The 17,394-nt window shown below is 45.6% G+C and carries 16 protein-coding genes; all 16 read left to right on the top strand.

Annotated features, from left to right (window positions below; translation table 11 throughout):
* Window positions 1–81 precede the first annotated feature (81 nt).
* The 16 genes from argC (at window position 82) to ACYQ5K_RS16660 (ending at window position 17,122) form a co-directional block, all read left to right on the top strand.
* Window positions 82–1,122 (top strand): N-acetyl-gamma-glutamyl-phosphate reductase, encoded by a 1,041-nt coding sequence (argC, locus tag ACYQ5K_RS16735; RefSeq protein ID WP_173687825.1) that lies wholly within the window; start codon window positions 82–84, stop codon window positions 1,120–1,122.
* A gap of 43 nt (window positions 1,123–1,165) precedes the next feature.
* Window positions 1,166–1,615 (top strand): GNAT family N-acetyltransferase, encoded by a 450-nt coding sequence (locus ACYQ5K_RS16730; RefSeq protein ID WP_044999341.1) that lies wholly within the window; start codon window positions 1,166–1,168, stop codon window positions 1,613–1,615.
* A 15-nt stretch (window positions 1,616–1,630) separates the two neighbouring features.
* A complete protein-coding gene (argJ, locus tag ACYQ5K_RS16725; protein WP_459778048.1) occupies window positions 1,631–2,854 on the top strand; it encodes a bifunctional glutamate N-acetyltransferase/amino-acid acetyltransferase ArgJ in 1,224 nt (407 codons plus the stop codon).
* Between the two features lie 12 nt (window positions 2,855–2,866).
* Window positions 2,867–3,754 (top strand): acetylglutamate kinase, encoded by an 888-nt coding sequence (gene argB, locus ACYQ5K_RS16720; RefSeq protein ID WP_008374684.1) that lies wholly within the window; start codon window positions 2,867–2,869, stop codon window positions 3,752–3,754.
* 29 nt (window positions 3,755–3,783) lie between these two features.
* Window positions 3,784–4,965: an aspartate aminotransferase family protein gene (locus tag ACYQ5K_RS16715; RefSeq protein ID WP_195230663.1), complete on the top strand. Its 1,182-nt coding sequence runs from the start codon at window positions 3,784–3,786 to the stop codon at window positions 4,963–4,965.
* Between the two features lie 78 nt (window positions 4,966–5,043).
* Window positions 5,044–5,475, top strand: coding sequence for a DMT family transporter (locus ACYQ5K_RS16710; protein WP_195230662.1), 432 nt, complete (start codon window positions 5,044–5,046; stop codon window positions 5,473–5,475).
* Between the two features lie 81 nt (window positions 5,476–5,556).
* The gene (locus ACYQ5K_RS16705) at window positions 5,557–6,219 is read left to right on the top strand and encodes a helix-hairpin-helix domain-containing protein (protein ID WP_459778047.1); all 663 of its coding nucleotides are present in this window, start codon (window positions 5,557–5,559) and stop codon (window positions 6,217–6,219) included.
* Between the two features lie 13 nt (window positions 6,220–6,232).
* Window positions 6,233–6,922 (top strand): response regulator transcription factor, encoded by a 690-nt coding sequence (locus ACYQ5K_RS16700; protein ID WP_173687831.1) that lies wholly within the window; start codon window positions 6,233–6,235, stop codon window positions 6,920–6,922.
* On the top strand, window positions 6,867–8,354 hold the full coding sequence (locus ACYQ5K_RS16695) for a sensor histidine kinase (protein WP_173687832.1): 1,488 nt from the start codon (window positions 6,867–6,869) through the stop codon (window positions 8,352–8,354). Before ACYQ5K_RS16700 ends, ACYQ5K_RS16695 begins: the two co-directional genes overlap by 56 nt.
* A 5-nt stretch (window positions 8,355–8,359) precedes the next feature.
* On the top strand, window positions 8,360–9,286 hold the full coding sequence (locus ACYQ5K_RS16690) for a GerMN domain-containing protein (protein WP_173687833.1): 927 nt from the start codon (window positions 8,360–8,362) through the stop codon (window positions 9,284–9,286).
* A gap of 4 nt (window positions 9,287–9,290) precedes the next feature.
* Entirely contained in the window at window positions 9,291–11,525 is a 2,235-nt protein-coding gene (locus ACYQ5K_RS16685) for a DNA internalization-related competence protein ComEC/Rec2 (protein WP_459778046.1), read from the top strand.
* Window positions 11,522–12,511, top strand: a complete 990-nt coding sequence (gene holA, locus ACYQ5K_RS16680) for a DNA polymerase III subunit delta (RefSeq protein WP_459778045.1) — start codon at window positions 11,522–11,524, stop codon at window positions 12,509–12,511. Before ACYQ5K_RS16685 ends, holA begins: the two co-directional genes overlap by 4 nt.
* 39 nt (window positions 12,512–12,550) lie before the next feature.
* Complete coding sequence (lepA, locus tag ACYQ5K_RS16675; RefSeq protein ID WP_173687836.1) at window positions 12,551–14,362, top strand: translation elongation factor 4; 1,812 nt, start codon at window positions 12,551–12,553, stop codon at window positions 14,360–14,362.
* Window positions 14,363–14,442: 80 nt separating this feature from the next.
* Entirely contained in the window at window positions 14,443–15,624 is a 1,182-nt protein-coding gene (hemW, locus tag ACYQ5K_RS16670) for a radical SAM family heme chaperone HemW (RefSeq protein ID WP_459778043.1), read from the top strand.
* A 115-nt stretch (window positions 15,625–15,739) separates the two neighbouring features.
* Entirely contained in the window at window positions 15,740–16,672 is a 933-nt protein-coding gene (gene cysK, locus ACYQ5K_RS16665; RefSeq protein WP_173687838.1) for a cysteine synthase A, read from the top strand.
* A 3-nt stretch (window positions 16,673–16,675) separates the two neighbouring features.
* Complete coding sequence (locus tag ACYQ5K_RS16660; RefSeq protein WP_173687839.1) at window positions 16,676–17,122, top strand: RrF2 family transcriptional regulator; 447 nt, start codon at window positions 16,676–16,678, stop codon at window positions 17,120–17,122.
* Window positions 17,123–17,394: the final 272 nt, after the last annotated feature.

The raw sequence follows: 17,394 nt of genomic DNA, 5'->3' as shown, positions 1-17,394 counted from the left end.
CAATAGGGATTAATGGGTTTATAGTATTTATGATTATGCCTATCTATACACAAATACGGCATTTACGAAAGGATGGTTTACATGATTAAAGCAGGAATCATCGGTTCTACCGGTTACGCCGGAGGAGAACTGGTTCGCATTTTAACAGGACATAAAGACGTAGAAATTAAATGGTTTGGCTCAAGAAGCTATATTGATAAGAAATATGCAGATGTATACCGCAATATGTTTCAGATCGTAGATGCGGTATGTTTAGATGACAATATGGAACAACTTGCAGATCAGGTAGATGTGATTTTCACAGCAACTCCACAGGGACTGTGCGCATCACTTGTCAATGAAGAAATCTTATCAAAGGTTAAGATCATCGACCTGAGCGCAGATTTCCGTATCAAAGATGTCAAGACCTACGAAAAATGGTACGGTATTGAGCACAAGAGCCCGCAGTTTATCGAAGAAGCAGTTTACGGACTGTGTGAAGTGAACAGAGAAGATATCAAAGGCGCAAGACTGATCGCCAATCCTGGATGCTATACAACATGCTCCATCCTGACCGCTTATCCGCTGGCAAAAGAAGGACTGATCGATATGGATACGCTGATCATTGACGCCAAGTCCGGAACATCCGGAGCGGGAAGAGGGGCAAAGGTTCCGAACCTGTACTGTGAAGTCAATGAGAATATGAAAGCATACGGTGTGGCAACACACAGACATACACCGGAGATCGAGGAACAGCTTGGATATGCAAGCGGCAAAGAGGTTGTGATCAACTTTACACCGCATCTGGTTCCGATGAACCGAGGAATCCTCGCAACAGAGTACGCGAAGCTTACAAAGGATGTTACCTGGGAAGAAGTAAAAGCAGTTTACGATAAATATTATGCAAATGAAAAATTTGTCCGCGTTCTGGACAAAGATGTTTACCCGGAAACAAAATGGGTAGAAGGAAGCAATTATGTCGATATTGGATTTAAGATCGATCCGAGAACAAACCGTATCATTATGATGGGTGCGATCGACAACCTGGTAAAAGGTGCAGCAGGACAGGCTGTACAGAACATGAACCTGATCTTCGGACTTCCGGAGAGTGAAGGCCTTGATCTGGTTCCGATGTTCCCGTAGAACACGGCAGAAAAAGAAAAGGAATGGGAAATATATGACAACAATTATTCGTGCGATGACAGTAGAAGATTATGATCAGCTTCATGCACTATGGATGCGGATCAAAGGATTTGGGATCCGGAGCATAGATGATTCAAAAGAAGGCGTGGAACGATTTTTGAAAAGGAATCCGACAACCAGTGTGATCGCCGAAATAGACGGAAAAGTAGTTGGAGGAATCCTCTGCGGACATGACGGAAGAACCGGATGTTTTTATCATGTATGTGTAGATCCGGCGTACCGCTGTCACGGAATCGGAAAGAGCATGGTTGCCTATGCAATGTCGGCTCTGAAAGAGGAACATATCAACAAGATCACGCTGATCGCATTTACCAAGAATGATATCGGCAATACGTTCTGGAATACGATCGGATGGACCAAGAGACCGGACGTCAACTACTATGAGTTCGTTTTAAATGAAGAAAATATTACAGCATTTATCGAAGAAGGATAAAGGAGGCTATATACGATGAAAATTATCGAAGGCGGTGTGACCGCAGCAAAAGGATTTGAGGCAGCATCGACTGCAGCAAAGATCAAATATCAGGACAGGACCGACATGGCAATGATCTACAGCCAGGTTCCTTGTGAATGTGCAGGAACATTTACCACAAACGTTGTAAAGGCAGCATGTGTAAAATGGGATCAGCAGGTTGTTAAGAGCGGTGCGAAAGCACAGGCTGTGATCGTCAATTCCGGAATTGCCAATGCATGTACCGGTGCAGAAGGATTTGGCTACTGCAAGGATACAGCAGATGCGGCAGCAGAAGCACTTGGAATTAACGCAGACGGTGTACTGATCGGATCGACCGGTGTCATCGGAAAACAGCTTCCGATTGACCGTATCGTGGCAGGTGTAAAGGCTCTTGCTGAAAAGAAAAATGATACACTGGCAAATGGAACAGAGGCAGCAAAGGCAATCATGACAACCGATACCTGTGAAAAACAGATCGCAGTAGAGATCGAGGTTGCCGGAAAGACCGTTACCATCGGTGGTATGGCAAAAGGATCTGGTATGATCCATCCGAATATGTGCACCATGCTCAGCTTTATCACGACAGATGCAGCAATCACAAAAGAGGCACTTCAGAAAGCCCTCAGTGATGATGTCAATGATACATACAATATGATTTCCGTAGACGGAGATACTTCTACAAATGATTCTGTTGTTCTTCTTGCAAACGGAATGGCTGAGAATGAAGTGATCACGGCAGACAGTGAAAGCTATAAGACATTTGCGGAAGCACTGCATGAGATCAACGAATACCTTGCAAAGAAGATCGCAGGGGACGGAGAAGGAGCAACTGCTTTATTTGAAGTAACTGTAGTTGGTGCAGATACAAAAGAGACTGCAAAGACACTTGCAAAATCAATCGTATGCTCAAATCTTACCAAGACAGCAATTGCAGGACATGATGCAAACTGGGGAAGAATCCTCTGTGCAATGGGATATTCCGGAGCACAGTTTGATCCGGAAAAGGTGGATCTTTTCTTTGAGAGCAAGGCAGGTAAGATCCAGATCATCGAAGATGGTACAGCCGTAGATTACAGCGAGGAAAAAGCAACAGAGATCCTTTCACAGGAAGAAGTAAAGGCAGTTGCAGACGTGAAGATGGGAAATGAAAGCGCAACCGCATGGGGATGCGACCTGACTCATGGATACATTGACATCAATGCAGATTACAGAAGCTAGGAGGTAAGCAAAATGGATCAGGATATGCAGCAGTATCTGGACAAAGCAGAAGTTCTGATTGAGGCGCTTACTTATATTCAGCGTTTCAACCGTAAGATCATCGTTGTAAAATACGGTGGAAGTGCAATGCTGGACGAAGAGCTCCAAAAAAATGTCATCAAGGATGTTACATTCTTGAAACTTGTTGGATTCAAACCGATCATCGTTCACGGCGGTGGAAAAGAGATCAGTAAATGGGTAAGTAAAGCCGGAATGGAGCCGAAATTCATCGACGGACTTCGTGTGACGGACGCAGAAACCATGGAAATTGCAGAGATGGTACTGAACAAGGTCAATAAAAATCTGGTTCGTATGGTCGAAGAACTTGGTGTCCGTGCTATCGGTGTCAGTGGAAAAGACGGCGGACTTTTAAGAGTTGATAAAAAGCTTTCCATGACAGGACAGGACGTTGGATTTGTAGGAGATATCAAGAAGGTCAATGCAGAGGTTCTTCTGGATCTTCTGGATAAAGATTTTCTCCCGATCGTATGCCCGGTCGGAATTGATGATGATTACAATACTTATAATATCAATGCGGATGATGCAGCTTATTCGATCGCAAAGGCAGTTCATGCTGAGAAGCTTGCGTTCCTCTCTGATATTGAAGGGGTATACAGAGACTACGAGGATAAATCTTCCCTGATCACAGCTCTTACTGTAGATCAGGCAAATGAACTGATTGAAAGCGGAGCAATTTCGGGAGGAATGATCCCGAAACTGCAGAACTGTGTAGGAGCGATTGAAAATGGGGTATCCAGAGTCCATATTCTGGACGGAAGAATTCCGCACTGCCTGCTTCTTGAGATTTTCACGAAGAAAGGTATCGGAACTGCAATTTTAAGAAACGGTGAAGAAGATTAACGGGAAGACAAAGAAAGAAGGTAATTCTTATGACAAATCAGTATATGCAGGAAGAGGACGACGCGATTTTAAAAACTTATAACCGTTATCCGGTTGTATTGGACCATGGAGACGGCGCATACCTCTATGATCCGGAAGGAAAGAAATATCTGGATTTTTCAGCAGGATATGCAGTATCTTCTCTTGGATATAACAACAAAGAATTTAATGACGCTTTAAAGGCTCAGATTGACAAGATGATCCATACATCCAACCTGTATTATAATACTACCTGCGGAAAAGCAGGAGAAGATCTGAAAAAGATCACCGGAATGTATAAGGTATTCTTCACAAACAGTGGTGGAGAGGCAATCGAAGGCGCGATCAAAACTGCAAGAAAATATGCCTACACAAAGAAAACCGGACGTTATGAATTTATTGCAATGGAAAATTCATTCCATGGCAGAAGCATGGGTGCGGTCGCACTTACCGGACATAAAGAATACAGAGAGCCATTTGAACCGGTTATGCCTGGCGTACATTTTGCAACCTACAATGACCTTGACAGTGTAAAAGCACTGGTAAATGATAAAACCTGTGCGATCATTCTGGAAACCATCCAGGGAGAAGGCGGAATCAACGCTGCAACAGAAGAATTTATGCAGGGAATCCGCAAGATCTGTGATGACAACGGAATCCTGATGATCTGTGATGAAGTACAGTGTGGTATGGGACGAAGCGGCGCATGGTTTGCATGGCAGCAGATGGGAATCACACCGGATATCATGACGATGGCAAAAGCAATCGGAAGTGGTGTTCCGGTCGGCGCATTTGCGATGACAAAAGAAGTTGCAGATAACTCGCTGGTACCGGGAGATCACGGAACTACATATGGTGGAAACCCACTTTGCTGTGCAGCGGTCAGCAAGACTATTGAGATCTTTGAAAAAGAGCATATGCTCGATCATGTCAATGAAATCGCACCATATCTGACACAGAAACTGCAGGAAATCGTGGATACCTGCGATGCAGCCGTTAAAGTAAAGGGAAGAGGATTGATCCAGGGACTTCAGATCACCAAGCCGATCGGTGAAGTGACTGCAAAAGCACTGGAAGAAGGGCTTCTGATCATTGGAGCAGGAACAGATGTGATCCGTATGATCCCACCGCTTGTGATCGGTAAAGAACAGGTAGATGAGATGGCAGAGATCCTGAAAAAAGCACTTGCATAAAGTCGGAATCTGATTAGAATAAGGGAATAAAAGAGCCGGTCACCGGATATACTTTCAGAAGAAAAGGAGGTATGAAAGGTGACCGGATTTTTTATTGCCCTGATTTCGGGGGCGCTGATGAGTGTGCAGGGGGTATTTAACACACAGGTGACAAAGACGACAGGGATGTGGGTGAGTAATGCCTGGGTGCAGTTAAGTGCCTTTGTACTTTGTTTTATTATGTGGCTTATTATGGGAAGAGACAGCGTTGCAACAATTGGTGAGGTGCAGCCAAAATACGTTCTGCTTGGCGGCGTGATTGGGGCAGGGATCACCTGGACTGTGATCAAAAGTATGGCGCAGCTCGGGCCTGCAAAGGCGGCACTTCTGATCGTTATGTCTCAGCTTATTGTGGCGTATCTGATTGAACTGGCGGGATTATTTGGTGTGGAAAAAGAGCCATTTTCCTGGAGAAAAGTGATCGGTATGGGGATCGCTCTGATCGGCACGGCAATTTTTCAGTGGAAATAGGTTGTCTTTTGGAAAAAAATTCGTTACAATAATCATGTCTTGGAAGTACGAGGGGACATGCTCTGCGGAAAAGGAGTATGTATGCGGAAAAGAAGACGGATTTTATATCAAGTATGTGGAATTTTCCTTGGAATCAGCTGTATGTTGTCAGCATGCCATGAAAAAGAAGAGACCTTTACCAGTGTGGCTGCGGCAGAAGCGGATGCCGGGGATAAGAAAAACGAGGCAGAATCAAAGGATGCCGAAGAAAAGCCGGATAAGGCAAAAGCAGATCCGGGTGGTGAAGAAAAAGAAGGTTCGATCTGGGTGTATGTATGTGGCGAGGTGGCATCACCCGGTGTATATGAACTGCAGGAAGGAGACCGCATCACGCATGCCATAGAAGCAGCGGGAGGTCTGACGGAGGCAGCAGGACAGGTTTATCTGAATCAGGCAGCACATCTGACAGATGGACAAAGGATCTATGTGCCATCCAGAGAAGAAGAACAGACTTTAAAAGAAGAAGGTTCACCATCGGGTATGGCAGATGCCGGTACGGAAAAAGACACAGGAAAAATAAACCTGAACACCGCGACAAAGGCTGAACTTTTAAGCCTAAGCGGGATTGGCGAGTCCCGCGCGGAAGCAATTATTGCTTATAGAGAGACAAGCGGTGGATTCAGTAAGATAGAAGATCTGAAGAAAGTGGACGGGATCAAAGAAGGAATCTTTCAGAAGATCCGGGAGCAGATAACGGTAGAGTAGAGGAGTGCGCAAGATGGGCAGAAAAGTATTGGTAGTAGATGATGAAAAGCTGATCGTGAAAGGACTGAGGTTCAGCCTGGAACAGGATGATATGGAAGTTGACTGCGCATACGACGGTGAGGAAGCACTTGAGATGGCAAAAAGAAAAGAGTATGATATGATCCTTCTGGATGTCATGCTTCCAAAATACGATGGATTTGAAGTATGCAGACAGATCCGTGATTTCTCAGATGTACCGATCATCATGCTCACTGCGAAGGGCGAGGATATGGACAAGATCCTCGGACTGGAATATGGCGCAGATGATTACATCACAAAGCCGTTCAACATTCTTGAGGTTAAGGCCAGAATGAAGGCAATCATGCGCAGGATCGCTAAAAAAGATGGGATGAGCGCGAGCGGTAAAGTTGTGGTAAAGGGAGATCTGAAGATTGACTGCGAAAGCCGGAGAGTTTTTTCCGGGGACAGGGAACTGAATCTTACCGCAAAAGAATTTGATCTTCTGGAGCTTCTGGCGATGAATCCGAACAAGGTTTACAGCAGGGAAAGTCTTCTGAACATTGTCTGGGGATATGAGTACCCGGGAGATGCAAGGACGGTAGATGTACATATCAGACGACTGCGCGAGAAGATTGAAGTAAATCCAAGTGATCCAAAATACGTTTACACAAAGTGGGGAGTTGGCTATTATTTCAGGGGTTAAATTTAAATTTTTTGTACCAAAATCCATAAAAAGTCTGCAAGTGCGGGTTACGGTGATCCTGAGCGTATTTGTCATATTATCCAGTGTGATCCTGATGAATGCGATTCTGCAAAGCTATGACCAGAGAACCGTATCCGTGCGGACAGCAGAGATTCAAAACCAGTGTACGATTCTGAGTAATCAGCTGGTCAATTCTGATTATCTGGAAACGGGAGTTTCCGATGTGATCGATACAGAACTATCACAGTTATCCAATATTTACAATGGAAGAGTGCTTGTTATTGATGATGAATTCCGGATTGTGGAAGATACCTATGATCTGGAGGAAGGGAAGACGATCATTTCCGAGGATGTAGTCAAATGCTTCCGCGGCGAGCAGCCGGCAAGTTATGATAAAAAAAGCCGGTATATTGAAGTTGCAGTCCCAGTCAAAAAAGGGGAAGAGCCGGTAAAAGGAATGATCCTGGTCAGTGTTTCCACAGACAGTCTGCGTGACAATGTAGAGGCATTGCAGTCAAAGGCAAGAATTGCAACGGTTACGATCAGTATTATCGGGATCTTTTTATCAGCAATCATCGGTATGCTGCTTGTAAGGCCGCTGAAAAGGATGTCTCAATCGATCGAGGAGATGGCAGGAGGCTATGGAGATAATTATCTCCATGAAAATGCTTACGATGAAACGGAACGGATTTCCAATGCATTTAATAAGCTGTGGGACCGTTATAAAGTACTGGATGCATCGAGAGAAGAGTTCGTGGCAAATGTATCCCATGAGCTGAAGACACCGCTGACATCCATGAAGGTACTGGCAGATTCCCTGCTGATGCAGCCGGATGCACCGACAGAGCTTTACCGGGAATTTATGGGGGATCTGTCTGAAGAGATCGAGCGGGAGAATAAGATCATCAATGATCTTCTTGATCTGGTAAAACTGGACAAGAAAGGGGCAAATCTGAATATCAAAAGCCGGGATGTCAATGAACTGGTAGAGCGGATCCTCAAAAGGCTTCAGCCGCTTGCGGCAAAAAGCAATATTGAGCTGGTATTTGAAAGCTTCCGTCCGGTGACAGCGGAGATCGATGAGGTAAAGATTGCACTTGTGATCACAAATCTTGTAGAAAATGCGATCAAGTACAACAAAGAAAACGGATGGGTACATGTATCCTTAAATGCGGATCACAAGTATTTTTATCTGAAGGTTGCGGATTCGGGAATCGGGATTCCGAAAGAAGATACAGATCATATATTTGAGCGGTTTTTCCGGGTGGATAAATCCCATTCGCGGGAGATCGGCGGAACCGGTCTTGGACTTTCGATTGCAAGAAATGCGGTTGTCATGCATCGTGGCGCGATCAAAGTCTACAGCGAGCCGGGTGAGGGAACGACATTTACAGTCCGGATCCCGCTTACTTATATCAAAAGGGAAGGGTGAGAAGAATGAAAAAAATTTACCAGATCATAAGCATTCTTCTTGCGGTGTGTCTTCTTACAGGCGTTGTGGGATGCAGGAAAAAGGAGCAGAAAGCAGATGCAAAATACACGATTTACCAGATCAACCAGAGCGGAACGGCGCTGGTCCCGAAGGGCTACGATGGAACAGGAAAGTCGGTGGACGAAGAAGTAAAAGGAATGCTGTCTGCGCTGCAGAAGTGTGATGACGAGGTGAAGGCACAGGCAGCACTGCCGAAAAAGGTAAAACTGGAGAGATACACTCTGGAGGATGAAAAGCTGATCCTGTACTATAATGCTGCTTACGGAAAGATGGATACGGTAAGAGAGGTTCTGTGCAGGGCGGCACTTGTCCGTTCGCTGACGCAGATCAATGGAGTAGATCTGGTGATGATCTGTGTAGATGGAACGCCACTTACGGATAAAAAAGGGAATGCCTATGGATACCAGCAGGCAGAAGATTTTGTACAGAACACAGGATCTTCTATTAACTCTTTCCAGGAGATGAAGCTTACGCTGTATTATGCAGATTCATCCGGAGAAAAGTTGCAAAAGGAAGAGGATACGGTGCGGTATAACAGCAATGAGTCGAAGGAACGGGTTGTAGTGGAACAACTGATGCGAGGACCATCCAATAACGGACTGGTTGCTACCATACCAAAAGGAACAAAGCTGCTGGGTGTGTCGATCAAAGATCATATCTGCTATCTGAATTTTGATGAAGGACTTCGGAACAGTGCTCCGGGAGTCAGTCCGGAGGCAGTGATCTATTCTATCGTAAATTCAGTGATCGATGGTGGAAATGTCGCTGAAGTACAGATTTCAATCAACGGAGACAGCAGTATTGTATATCAGGAGAGTATAAAGCTGGATGAACCTCTGAGCAGAAACCAGGAAATGATAAAGGAGGATTGATCGGTTGATCAAGCGAAGACTTGGTTTTGCCGGAATACTTCTGGCAGGACTGATTCTGGTACTGTATCTGACAGGGGGAGAAAAGATTTTTGGAAGACTCGGTGCGTCAAGGTGTGAAAAGCTTTGGGAAGAGTCGGAAGAAGTGATAGTGGAAGGAGAGGTTTATCAGAAAACCAGAAAAGAAGAAAAACTGATCCTGTATCTGAAAAAAATACAGATCAGAGAGATGGGGAATGGAAAGGCAGTCGCTGACGAGCGGCTGCTTGTCTATCTGGATGAAAAGGGAAATGGTCCGGAAATCGGACAGCGGATCCTGGTAAAAGGCAGTGTAGGATTTTTTGATCCGGCGGCTAATCCGGGCAATTTTGACCAGAAAAATTACTATAAGCAGCAGAATATCCAAGCAGTCTTATGGAAAGGGAAGGTTCTGGAAAAACAGGTGAAAAAGACTTCCTTCCGGGAAAAGCTGTGGCAGTTTAGAAACCGGACCGCAGATGAGATCTGCAGACGGATGGGAAAACGGCGAGGAGGTATTTTGTGTGCGGTTCTTCTGGGAGATTCTTTTTATACGGAAGAGGAAGTGAAAGAACTTTACCGGGTGGCAGGGATCGGGCATCTGCTTGCCATATCCGGTCTGCACATTTCTTTTTTGGGCACCGGATTTTACCGGGGGCTTAGGAAAACCGGATTTTCTATTTTGCAGGTCGGTGTAGCGGGAAGTCTGCTTCTTGGGAGCTATGTGGTGATGACCGGAATGAGTGTTTCGGCACTGCGGGCGTTTACCATGTTTCTGATCCGGATGGGAGCAGAGCTGACAGGGAGGGAATATGATGGACTGACGGCACTTGGGATTGCGGAAAGTGGTCTGCTTCTGGCAAATCCGCTGCGGCTTTTTACGGCAGGGTTCCAGCTTTCTTTTGCTGCGGTTCTCGGTATCTATCTGATTGATCCGGGAAAGAAAAAAGGCAGATTTTCAGACAGTGTCCGGATGTCGGTGGAACTCTGGTTTTTTCTGCTGCCAGCTACGCTTTGGCACTATTACGAAACCTGCATGTATGCGCCAGCCTGGAATCTTCTGGTAATTCCGATGGCATCCGTGCTTCTGCTTTGCGGGAGTGCAGGGATGGCAGTCATGCTGATTCCGTGTGGGGCAGGAGATATAATGCAGAGCGTACTCTGGAAAATAACAGAGTGGATTTTGCTTTTCTATGAAAAAGGGAGCGGTCTGCTCCTGGAACTTCCGGGGGCAAGGTGGATTCCGGGAAGACCACGGCTCTGGCAGATTGCCTGTTATTATGGGATTTTTCTATTTTATTTGTGGAGAAAAAGGAAGGAAAAGAAAGTGGGCAGGCAAATCGGGAAACAGGTGGTAAGACAGCTTGTGACAGCTGGGATCCTGCTCATCCTGCTCGGGATTCCAAAGTGGAAACGAGGGCAGATGGAGCTGACTATGCTGGACGTGGGACAGGGCGACTGCTTTTTCTTTCGGGATGGAAACGGGAAAAACTACCTGATCGATGGCGGAAGCAGTTCGGTAGATGCAGCAGGAAGATACCGGCTGGAACCATTTTTAAAATTCCGGGGCGTGAAGAAGCTGGATTATGTATGGGTGACGCATGGGGATGTGGATCACTTAAATGCAGTGGAAGAACTTCTGGAACGGAAAAAGTATGGAGTAGAAATCCAGTATCTGATTTTCCCGGAACAGAAATATTGGGATGAAAAGATTATCGAATTATGTAATCTGGCAGAAGAGGCAGGAACGAAGGTTCGGGTAATGGAGATGGATACCATTTTTCAGTCCGGAAAATTGAAGATGCGCTGTCTATGGCCTGGAGAAGGTGAGCCATCTGAAAATGGAAATGAAAATTCTCTGGTACTTCACCTGCAATATGGAAAAATTACCATGCTTTTTACCGGAGATCTGGAAAATACCGGAGAAGAGCTGGTGGCAGAGAGGATAAAGAATCTCCGGAAAAAAGGAGAACTTCCGGCATGCTATGATCTGCTGAAAGTCGGACATCACGGATCAAGAAATGCGACCGGCGAAGAGCTTCTGGAAGTAATCCGGCCACGGGCAGCCTTCTGTTCATCCGGAAAAGAAAACCGTTACGGACATCCGCATGCGGAAACACTGGAAAGACTTGCAAAATGGGGCGTAAGCCTATATAATACGAAAGACAGAGGTGCTGTCAGTATGTATACAGATGGAAGGAAATATGGTATCCAAAGTCCATGAAAAGTTTGAATGAAGATTTAAAGACAGGACAGTTTAAGCAGATTTATCTTCTGTACGGAGAAGAAGCTTATCTGAAAAAATTATATAAAAACCGTTTCATCAAAGCGATGGTTCCGGAAGGTGACACGATGAATTACCGTTATTTTGAGGGAAAGAACACGAACCCGAAGGATATTATCGATCTTGCCGAGACCTTACCTTTTTTTGCCGAGCGCAGGCTGATCGTTCTGGAAAATACCGGCTTCCTGAAAAACGCGACACCGGAGCTGGCAGAATATCTGAAGGAGATGCCGGAGACCACTTATATGATCTTTGTGGAGTCAGAGCTGGATAAGAGAGGAAAGCTCTACAAAGCGATCAAGGAGAAAGGTCATATTGTAGAACTGAAGCGGCAGGATGAAAAGACACTGATCCGCTGGATCCTTGGGATGGCGAAAAAGGAGAAGCTTCAGATGTCGGAGGCAGCAGTGCGCTATCTGCTTGCAAAGACCGGCAATGACATGGAGAATCTCGGGCAGGAGCTGGAAAAATTATTCTGTTACTGCTTGAACCACACGGAGGTCACGGTAGCAGATATTGATGAGATCTGCACTACGCAGATCGGAAACCATATTTTTGATATGGTAGACGCGGTTGCAGCAAAAGAGCAGAAAAAAGCGCTGGATTATTATTATGATCTTCTGACACTGAAGGAACCGCCGATGCGGATCCTGTATCTGCTGACCAGGCAGTTCCGTATTTTAATGGAAGTCAAAGAGATGGACCGTACTGGGGTCCCGCCAAAAGAGATTGCCGCCAAGGTGGGGATCATGCCATTCCTGGTAGGAAAGTACCGGGCACAGGCGAAGGCATTTACCAGGAAAGAGCTGCGCGGGATCGTAGAAGCCGGCGTACAGACGGAAGAAGATGTAAAAACCGGAAAGATGGGAGATATCCTCTCGGTGGAACTCTTTCTGGTGCAGTACAGTAGCAAACGGGAAAAGTAATCAGATATAGATAAGAAGGAAAAAGGAGAGACTGAAAACATGCATATGGATCAGAAAAAGATTCGGAATTTTTGTATTATTGCACATATTGACCATGGAAAATCCACACTGGCGGACCGTATTATCGAACAGACAGGTCTTCTGACCAGCAGAGAGATGCAGGCACAGGTGCTGGATAACATGGATCTGGAAAGAGAACGTGGTATCACAATCAAATCACAGGCAGTCCGCACGGTTTATAAGGCAAAGGACGGAGAGGAATATATCTTTAACCTGATCGATACTCCGGGACATGTAGACTTTAACTATGAAGTGTCACGGAGCCTTGCAGCCTGTGATGGAGCGATCCTGGTCGTTGATGCGGCACAGGGCGTAGAAGCACAGACACTGGCAAATGTATATCTGGCACTGGATCATGATCTGGATGTCATGCCGGTTATCAACAAGATCGATCTTCCAAGCGCAGAGCCGCAGCGTGTGATCGAAGAGATTGAAGATGTGATCGGAATTGAAGCACAGGATGCACCACTGATCTCGGCAAAGACAGGGCTTAATGTAGATCAGGTTCTGGAACAGATTGTGACTAAGATCCCTTCTCCGACAGGAGATCCGGATGCACCGCTTCAGGCGCTGATTTTTGATTCCCTCTATGATCCGTATAAAGGCGTTATCGTATTCTGCCGTATCAAAGAAGGATGTATAACGAAAGGAATGCCGATTCGTATGATGGCGACAGGTGCAACTGCTGATGTTGTGGAGGTTGGATATTTTGGTGCCGGACAGTTTATCCCTTGTGATGAACTTTCGGCAGGAATGGTTGGATATTTTACGGCCAGCCTGAAAAATGTAAAGGACACCCGTGTGGGTGATACCGTAACAGGTGCGGAAAATCCATGTGCTGAGCCTCTTCCGGGATATAAAAAGGTCAATCCGATGGTGTACTGCGGAATGTATCCGGCAGACAGCTCCAAATACCCGGATCTGAGAGATGCACTGGAAAAGCTGCAGCTCAACGATGCGGCACTTCAGTTTGAACCGGAGACCTCTCTTGCGCTGGGATTTGGTTTCCGCTGTGGTTTCCTTGGACTTTTGCATCTGGAGATCATTCAGGAGAGACTGGAAAGAGAATATAATCTGGATCTGGTGACAACTGCGCCGGGCGTTATCTATAAGGTGCACAAGACCAACGGAGAAGTGATCGACCTGACCAATCCGTCTAATCTTCCGGATCCGTCAGAAATTGATTTTATGGAAGAGCCGATGGTAAAAGCAGAGATTATGGTGACATCCGAATTTATCGGTGCGATCATGGATCTGTGTCAGGAAAGACGTGGCGAATATCAGGGAATGGAATACATCGAAGAGACCAGAGCGGTATTGAAATACCACCTGCCTCTGAATGAGATCATCTATGATTTCTTTGATGCGCTCAAATCCAGATCCCGCGGTTATGCGTCTTTTGATTATGAAATGCTCGGCTATGTCAAATCCGATCTGGTCAAGCTGGACATCCTGATCAACAAAGAAGAAGTGGATGCCCTTTCCTTTATTGTATTTGCGGGAAGTGCTTATGAGAGGGGAAGAAAGATGTGTGAGAAGCTCAAAGAAGAGATTCCGAGACAGCTTTTTGAAATTCCGATCCAGGCAGCTGTCGGAAGTAAGATCATTGCCCGTGAGACAGTAAGAGCCATGCGCAAGGACGTACTTGCCAAGTGCTATGGCGGTGATATCAGTCGTAAGAAGAAGCTTCTGGAAAAGCAGAAGGAAGGAAAGAAGCGTATGCGCCAGGTTGGAAATGTAGAAATTCCACAGAAGGCATTTATGAGTGTATTAAAACTGGACGACAAATAGACAGACAAAAGATACAAAAAGGCAGGAGCGGTTTCCGAGGGAAAGGTTCCTGCCTTTTGCACAGAAAAGGAGAAAAGCAGATGCAGCCTTTAGAACTATATATTCATATTCCGTTTTGTGTGAAAAAATGTGCATATTGTGATTTCCTTTCCGGTCCGGCGGGAGAAAAGGAAAAAGAGGAATATGTGAAAATGTTGGTCGATGAGATCAGAAACTGTCCGGATGCAGTGCAGGATTACAGGGTGGTTTCCATTTTTTTCGGAGGCGGAACCCCGTCTCTTCTTACCGGTGAGCAGATCGAACGGCTGATGGATACGGTCAGGGAAATATTTACGCTGGATGAGGATGCAGAGATCACTATGGAAATGAATCCGGGAACGGTAACGGAAGAAAAACTGCGAAGGTACAGACAGGCAGGGGTGAACCGCCTGAGTATCGGTCTGCAGTCGGTCAATGATGAGGAACTTCGTCTGCTTGGAAGAATCCATACTTATGAAGAATTTCTGGAAGCATATCATCTGGCGAGAGCCAATGGTTTTTCAAATATCAATGTAGACCTGATCTCGGCAATTCCGGGGCAGACGGTGGAAAGCTGGAGGCGTACACTGGAGCAGGTGATGGCACTTTCTCCGGAGCATATTTCTGCGTATAGTCTGATCCTGGAAGAGGGAACACCTTTCTATAAAAAATATGTAGAAGACGAGGCGAAAGAAGGACCAAAGCTTCCGGATGAGGATGCGGAGCGTCAGATGTACTGGGATACGGAAACGCTGATGGAGAAGAACGGCTATCACCGTTACGAGATTTCCAATTATGCTAAGGAGGGATATGCCTGCCGGCACAACCTGGGATATTGGGAGAGAATTCCGTATCTGGGATTTGGAATTGGTGCGGCATCTCTGGTTCCCTGGGAGCTGATTGGAAAATGCAGGAAGCTGGAAGGAAAAATGGGTCGTTACACGAACCCGGATCAGTTAAGGGAGTATGCACATTCTTACCGGAACAAATTTCAGGCAGAGCTTCTGACAGAAACTGAGGAGATGGAGGAATTTATGTTTCTCGGACTGCGGAAAATGGACGGAATCTCAAAAAAAGAATTTTCAGAGTATTTTGGGAAAAGTCTGGAGGACATTTACGGTGAAGCGATCTGCAAACTGGAAAGCTTAAAGCTTCTTGAGCAAGATGATGACAGAGTATGGCTTACAAAACGGGGGATCGATGTCAGCAACAGTGTGTTTGTAGAGTTTCTGCTGGAAGGGTAAAATTTGGAAAATCAGAAAAATATAAAGTATACTTGACAAATAGGTTTTATAGGCATATAATGGCATCATCAAGTAAAACCTATCGAAATAGTAGGAAAAGAAAGGAGAACTTACGATGTCAAAAATTTATAATGGTGCTTTAGAACTTGTTGGAAATACTCCTCTTGTAGAGGTGAAAAATATTGAAGAAGAATTAGGATTAGAGGCAAGGATCCTTGTGAAACTGGAATACTTTAACCCGGCCGGAAGTGTAAAAGACAGAATTGCCAAAGCAATGATTGAGGATGCTGAGGAAAAAGGATTATTAAAAGAAGGTTCTGTTATCATTGAGCCTACTTCGGGAAATACGGGAATCGGTCTTGCATCGATTGCAGCAGTCAAAGGATACCGTATCATTCTTACTATGCCGGAGACAATGAGTGTAGAAAGAAGAAACATCCTGAAAGCATACGGAGCAGAGATTGTTCTGACAGAAGGTGCAAAAGGAATGAAGGGTGCAATTGAAAAAGCAGAGGAACTTGCAAAAGAGATCCCGGGCAGCTATATTCCTGGACAGTTTGTTAACCCGGCTAACCCAGAAGTACACAGAAAGACGACCGGACCAGAGATCTGGAAGGACACAGACGGAGAAGTAGATCTGTTTATCGCAGGTGTTGGTACAGGTGGAACACTGACCGGTGTCGGTGAATATCTGAAATCCCAGAATCCGGATGTGAAGATCATTGCACTGGAGCCTGCAAGCTCACCGGTACTTTCTACAGGAAAAGGTGGTCCTCACAAGATTCAGGGAATCGGAGCAGGATTTGTACCGGATGTACTCAACACAACTGTATATGATGAAATATTTACTGTAGAAAATGATGACGCTTTTGCAACAGGAAAGCTGCTTGCAAAGAAAGAAGGAATCCTGGTAGGAATTTCTTCGGGAGCTGCACTTTACGGAGCGATCGAACTTGCAAAACGTCCGGAAAATAAAGGAAAGACGATTGTGGCACTGCTTCCGGATACCGGAGACAGATATTACTCCACACCGCTCTTCACGGAGTAGAATATGAATTTTTCAAAGAAAAGCAGATACGGACTTCGGGCACTGATCGACCTGTCCGTATACTCGAAAGAATCCCATGTTGCACTTGCAGCAATCGCAGAGCGTAACAGTATTTCACCGCAGTATCTGGAACAGGTATTTGCGGCACTCAGAAAAGCCGGAATCATCAAAAGCGTGAAAGGACCGCAGGGGGGATACCTTTTGGCGAAGCCTGCCACAAAAATTTCGGTTGCGGAAATTTTACGTGCGCTGGAAGGTGATTATCTCATCGAAGAAGAGGATGTAGAAGACGCCGAGAACGGAAGAGCTGCAGCCCAGGCGGTACAGAGTGAAGTCATCGAACGTCTGAACAGAGGACTTCAGGATATCCTTGAGAATCTGTTTCTCTCTGATCTCGAACAAAAATATCAGGAATACAGTGAATACAGTCAGGATATGTACTATATATAATAGAAGAAATGCACACCATCAGACCGGGAGGCTGGGGTGTGTATTTTTTTGTTTGACGGTCGGGTGGGGAGTTTGGGAGGAAGGGAGCAGGCGGCTCAGGCAGAAAAGAAGGGATTCCGATTCAATCGGCAAACCATTCCGATGAGCCTCCGAAAGCAATCATTGTGTCAGCAATGGCTTCCACAATGATTTGAGTCTCATCTACATTGCCTCAAATGAATTGGAATCCCTTCTTTTCTGCCTGGTCGCCCGCCCCTTCCTCCCAAACTCCC

The organism is Allocoprococcus similis, from assembly GCF_054660775.1.
This window is presented reverse-complemented; position numbering and strand designations above follow the sequence as displayed.

Excerpts from the sequence above, each read along its gene's own strand:
- argC (WP_173687825.1), top strand. The coding sequence starts at position 82 with ATGATTAAAGCAGGAATCATCGGTTCTACCGGTTACGCCGGAGGAGAA.
- argJ (WP_459778048.1), top strand. The coding sequence starts at position 1,631 with ATGAAAATTATCGAAGGCGGTGTGACCGCAGCAAAAGGATTTGAGGCA.
- hemW (WP_459778043.1), top strand. The coding sequence starts at position 14,443 with ATGCAGCCTTTAGAACTATATATTCATATTCCGTTTTGTGTGAAAAAA.
- ACYQ5K_RS16690 (WP_173687833.1), top strand. The coding sequence starts at position 8,360 with ATGAAAAAAATTTACCAGATCATAAGCATTCTTCTTGCGGTGTGTCTT.
- ACYQ5K_RS16660 (WP_173687839.1), top strand. The coding sequence starts at position 16,676 with ATGAATTTTTCAAAGAAAAGCAGATACGGACTTCGGGCACTGATCGAC.
- lepA (WP_173687836.1), top strand. The coding sequence starts at position 12,551 with ATGCATATGGATCAGAAAAAGATTCGGAATTTTTGTATTATTGCACAT.
- holA (WP_459778045.1), top strand. The coding sequence starts at position 11,522 with ATGAAAAGTTTGAATGAAGATTTAAAGACAGGACAGTTTAAGCAGATT.
- ACYQ5K_RS16700 (WP_173687831.1), top strand. The coding sequence starts at position 6,233 with ATGGGCAGAAAAGTATTGGTAGTAGATGATGAAAAGCTGATCGTGAAA.
- cysK (WP_173687838.1), top strand. The coding sequence starts at position 15,740 with ATGTCAAAAATTTATAATGGTGCTTTAGAACTTGTTGGAAATACTCCT.
- ACYQ5K_RS16705 (WP_459778047.1), top strand. The coding sequence starts at position 5,557 with ATGCGGAAAAGAAGACGGATTTTATATCAAGTATGTGGAATTTTCCTT.
- ACYQ5K_RS16715 (WP_195230663.1), top strand. The coding sequence starts at position 3,784 with ATGACAAATCAGTATATGCAGGAAGAGGACGACGCGATTTTAAAAACT.
- argB (WP_008374684.1), top strand. The coding sequence starts at position 2,867 with ATGGATCAGGATATGCAGCAGTATCTGGACAAAGCAGAAGTTCTGATT.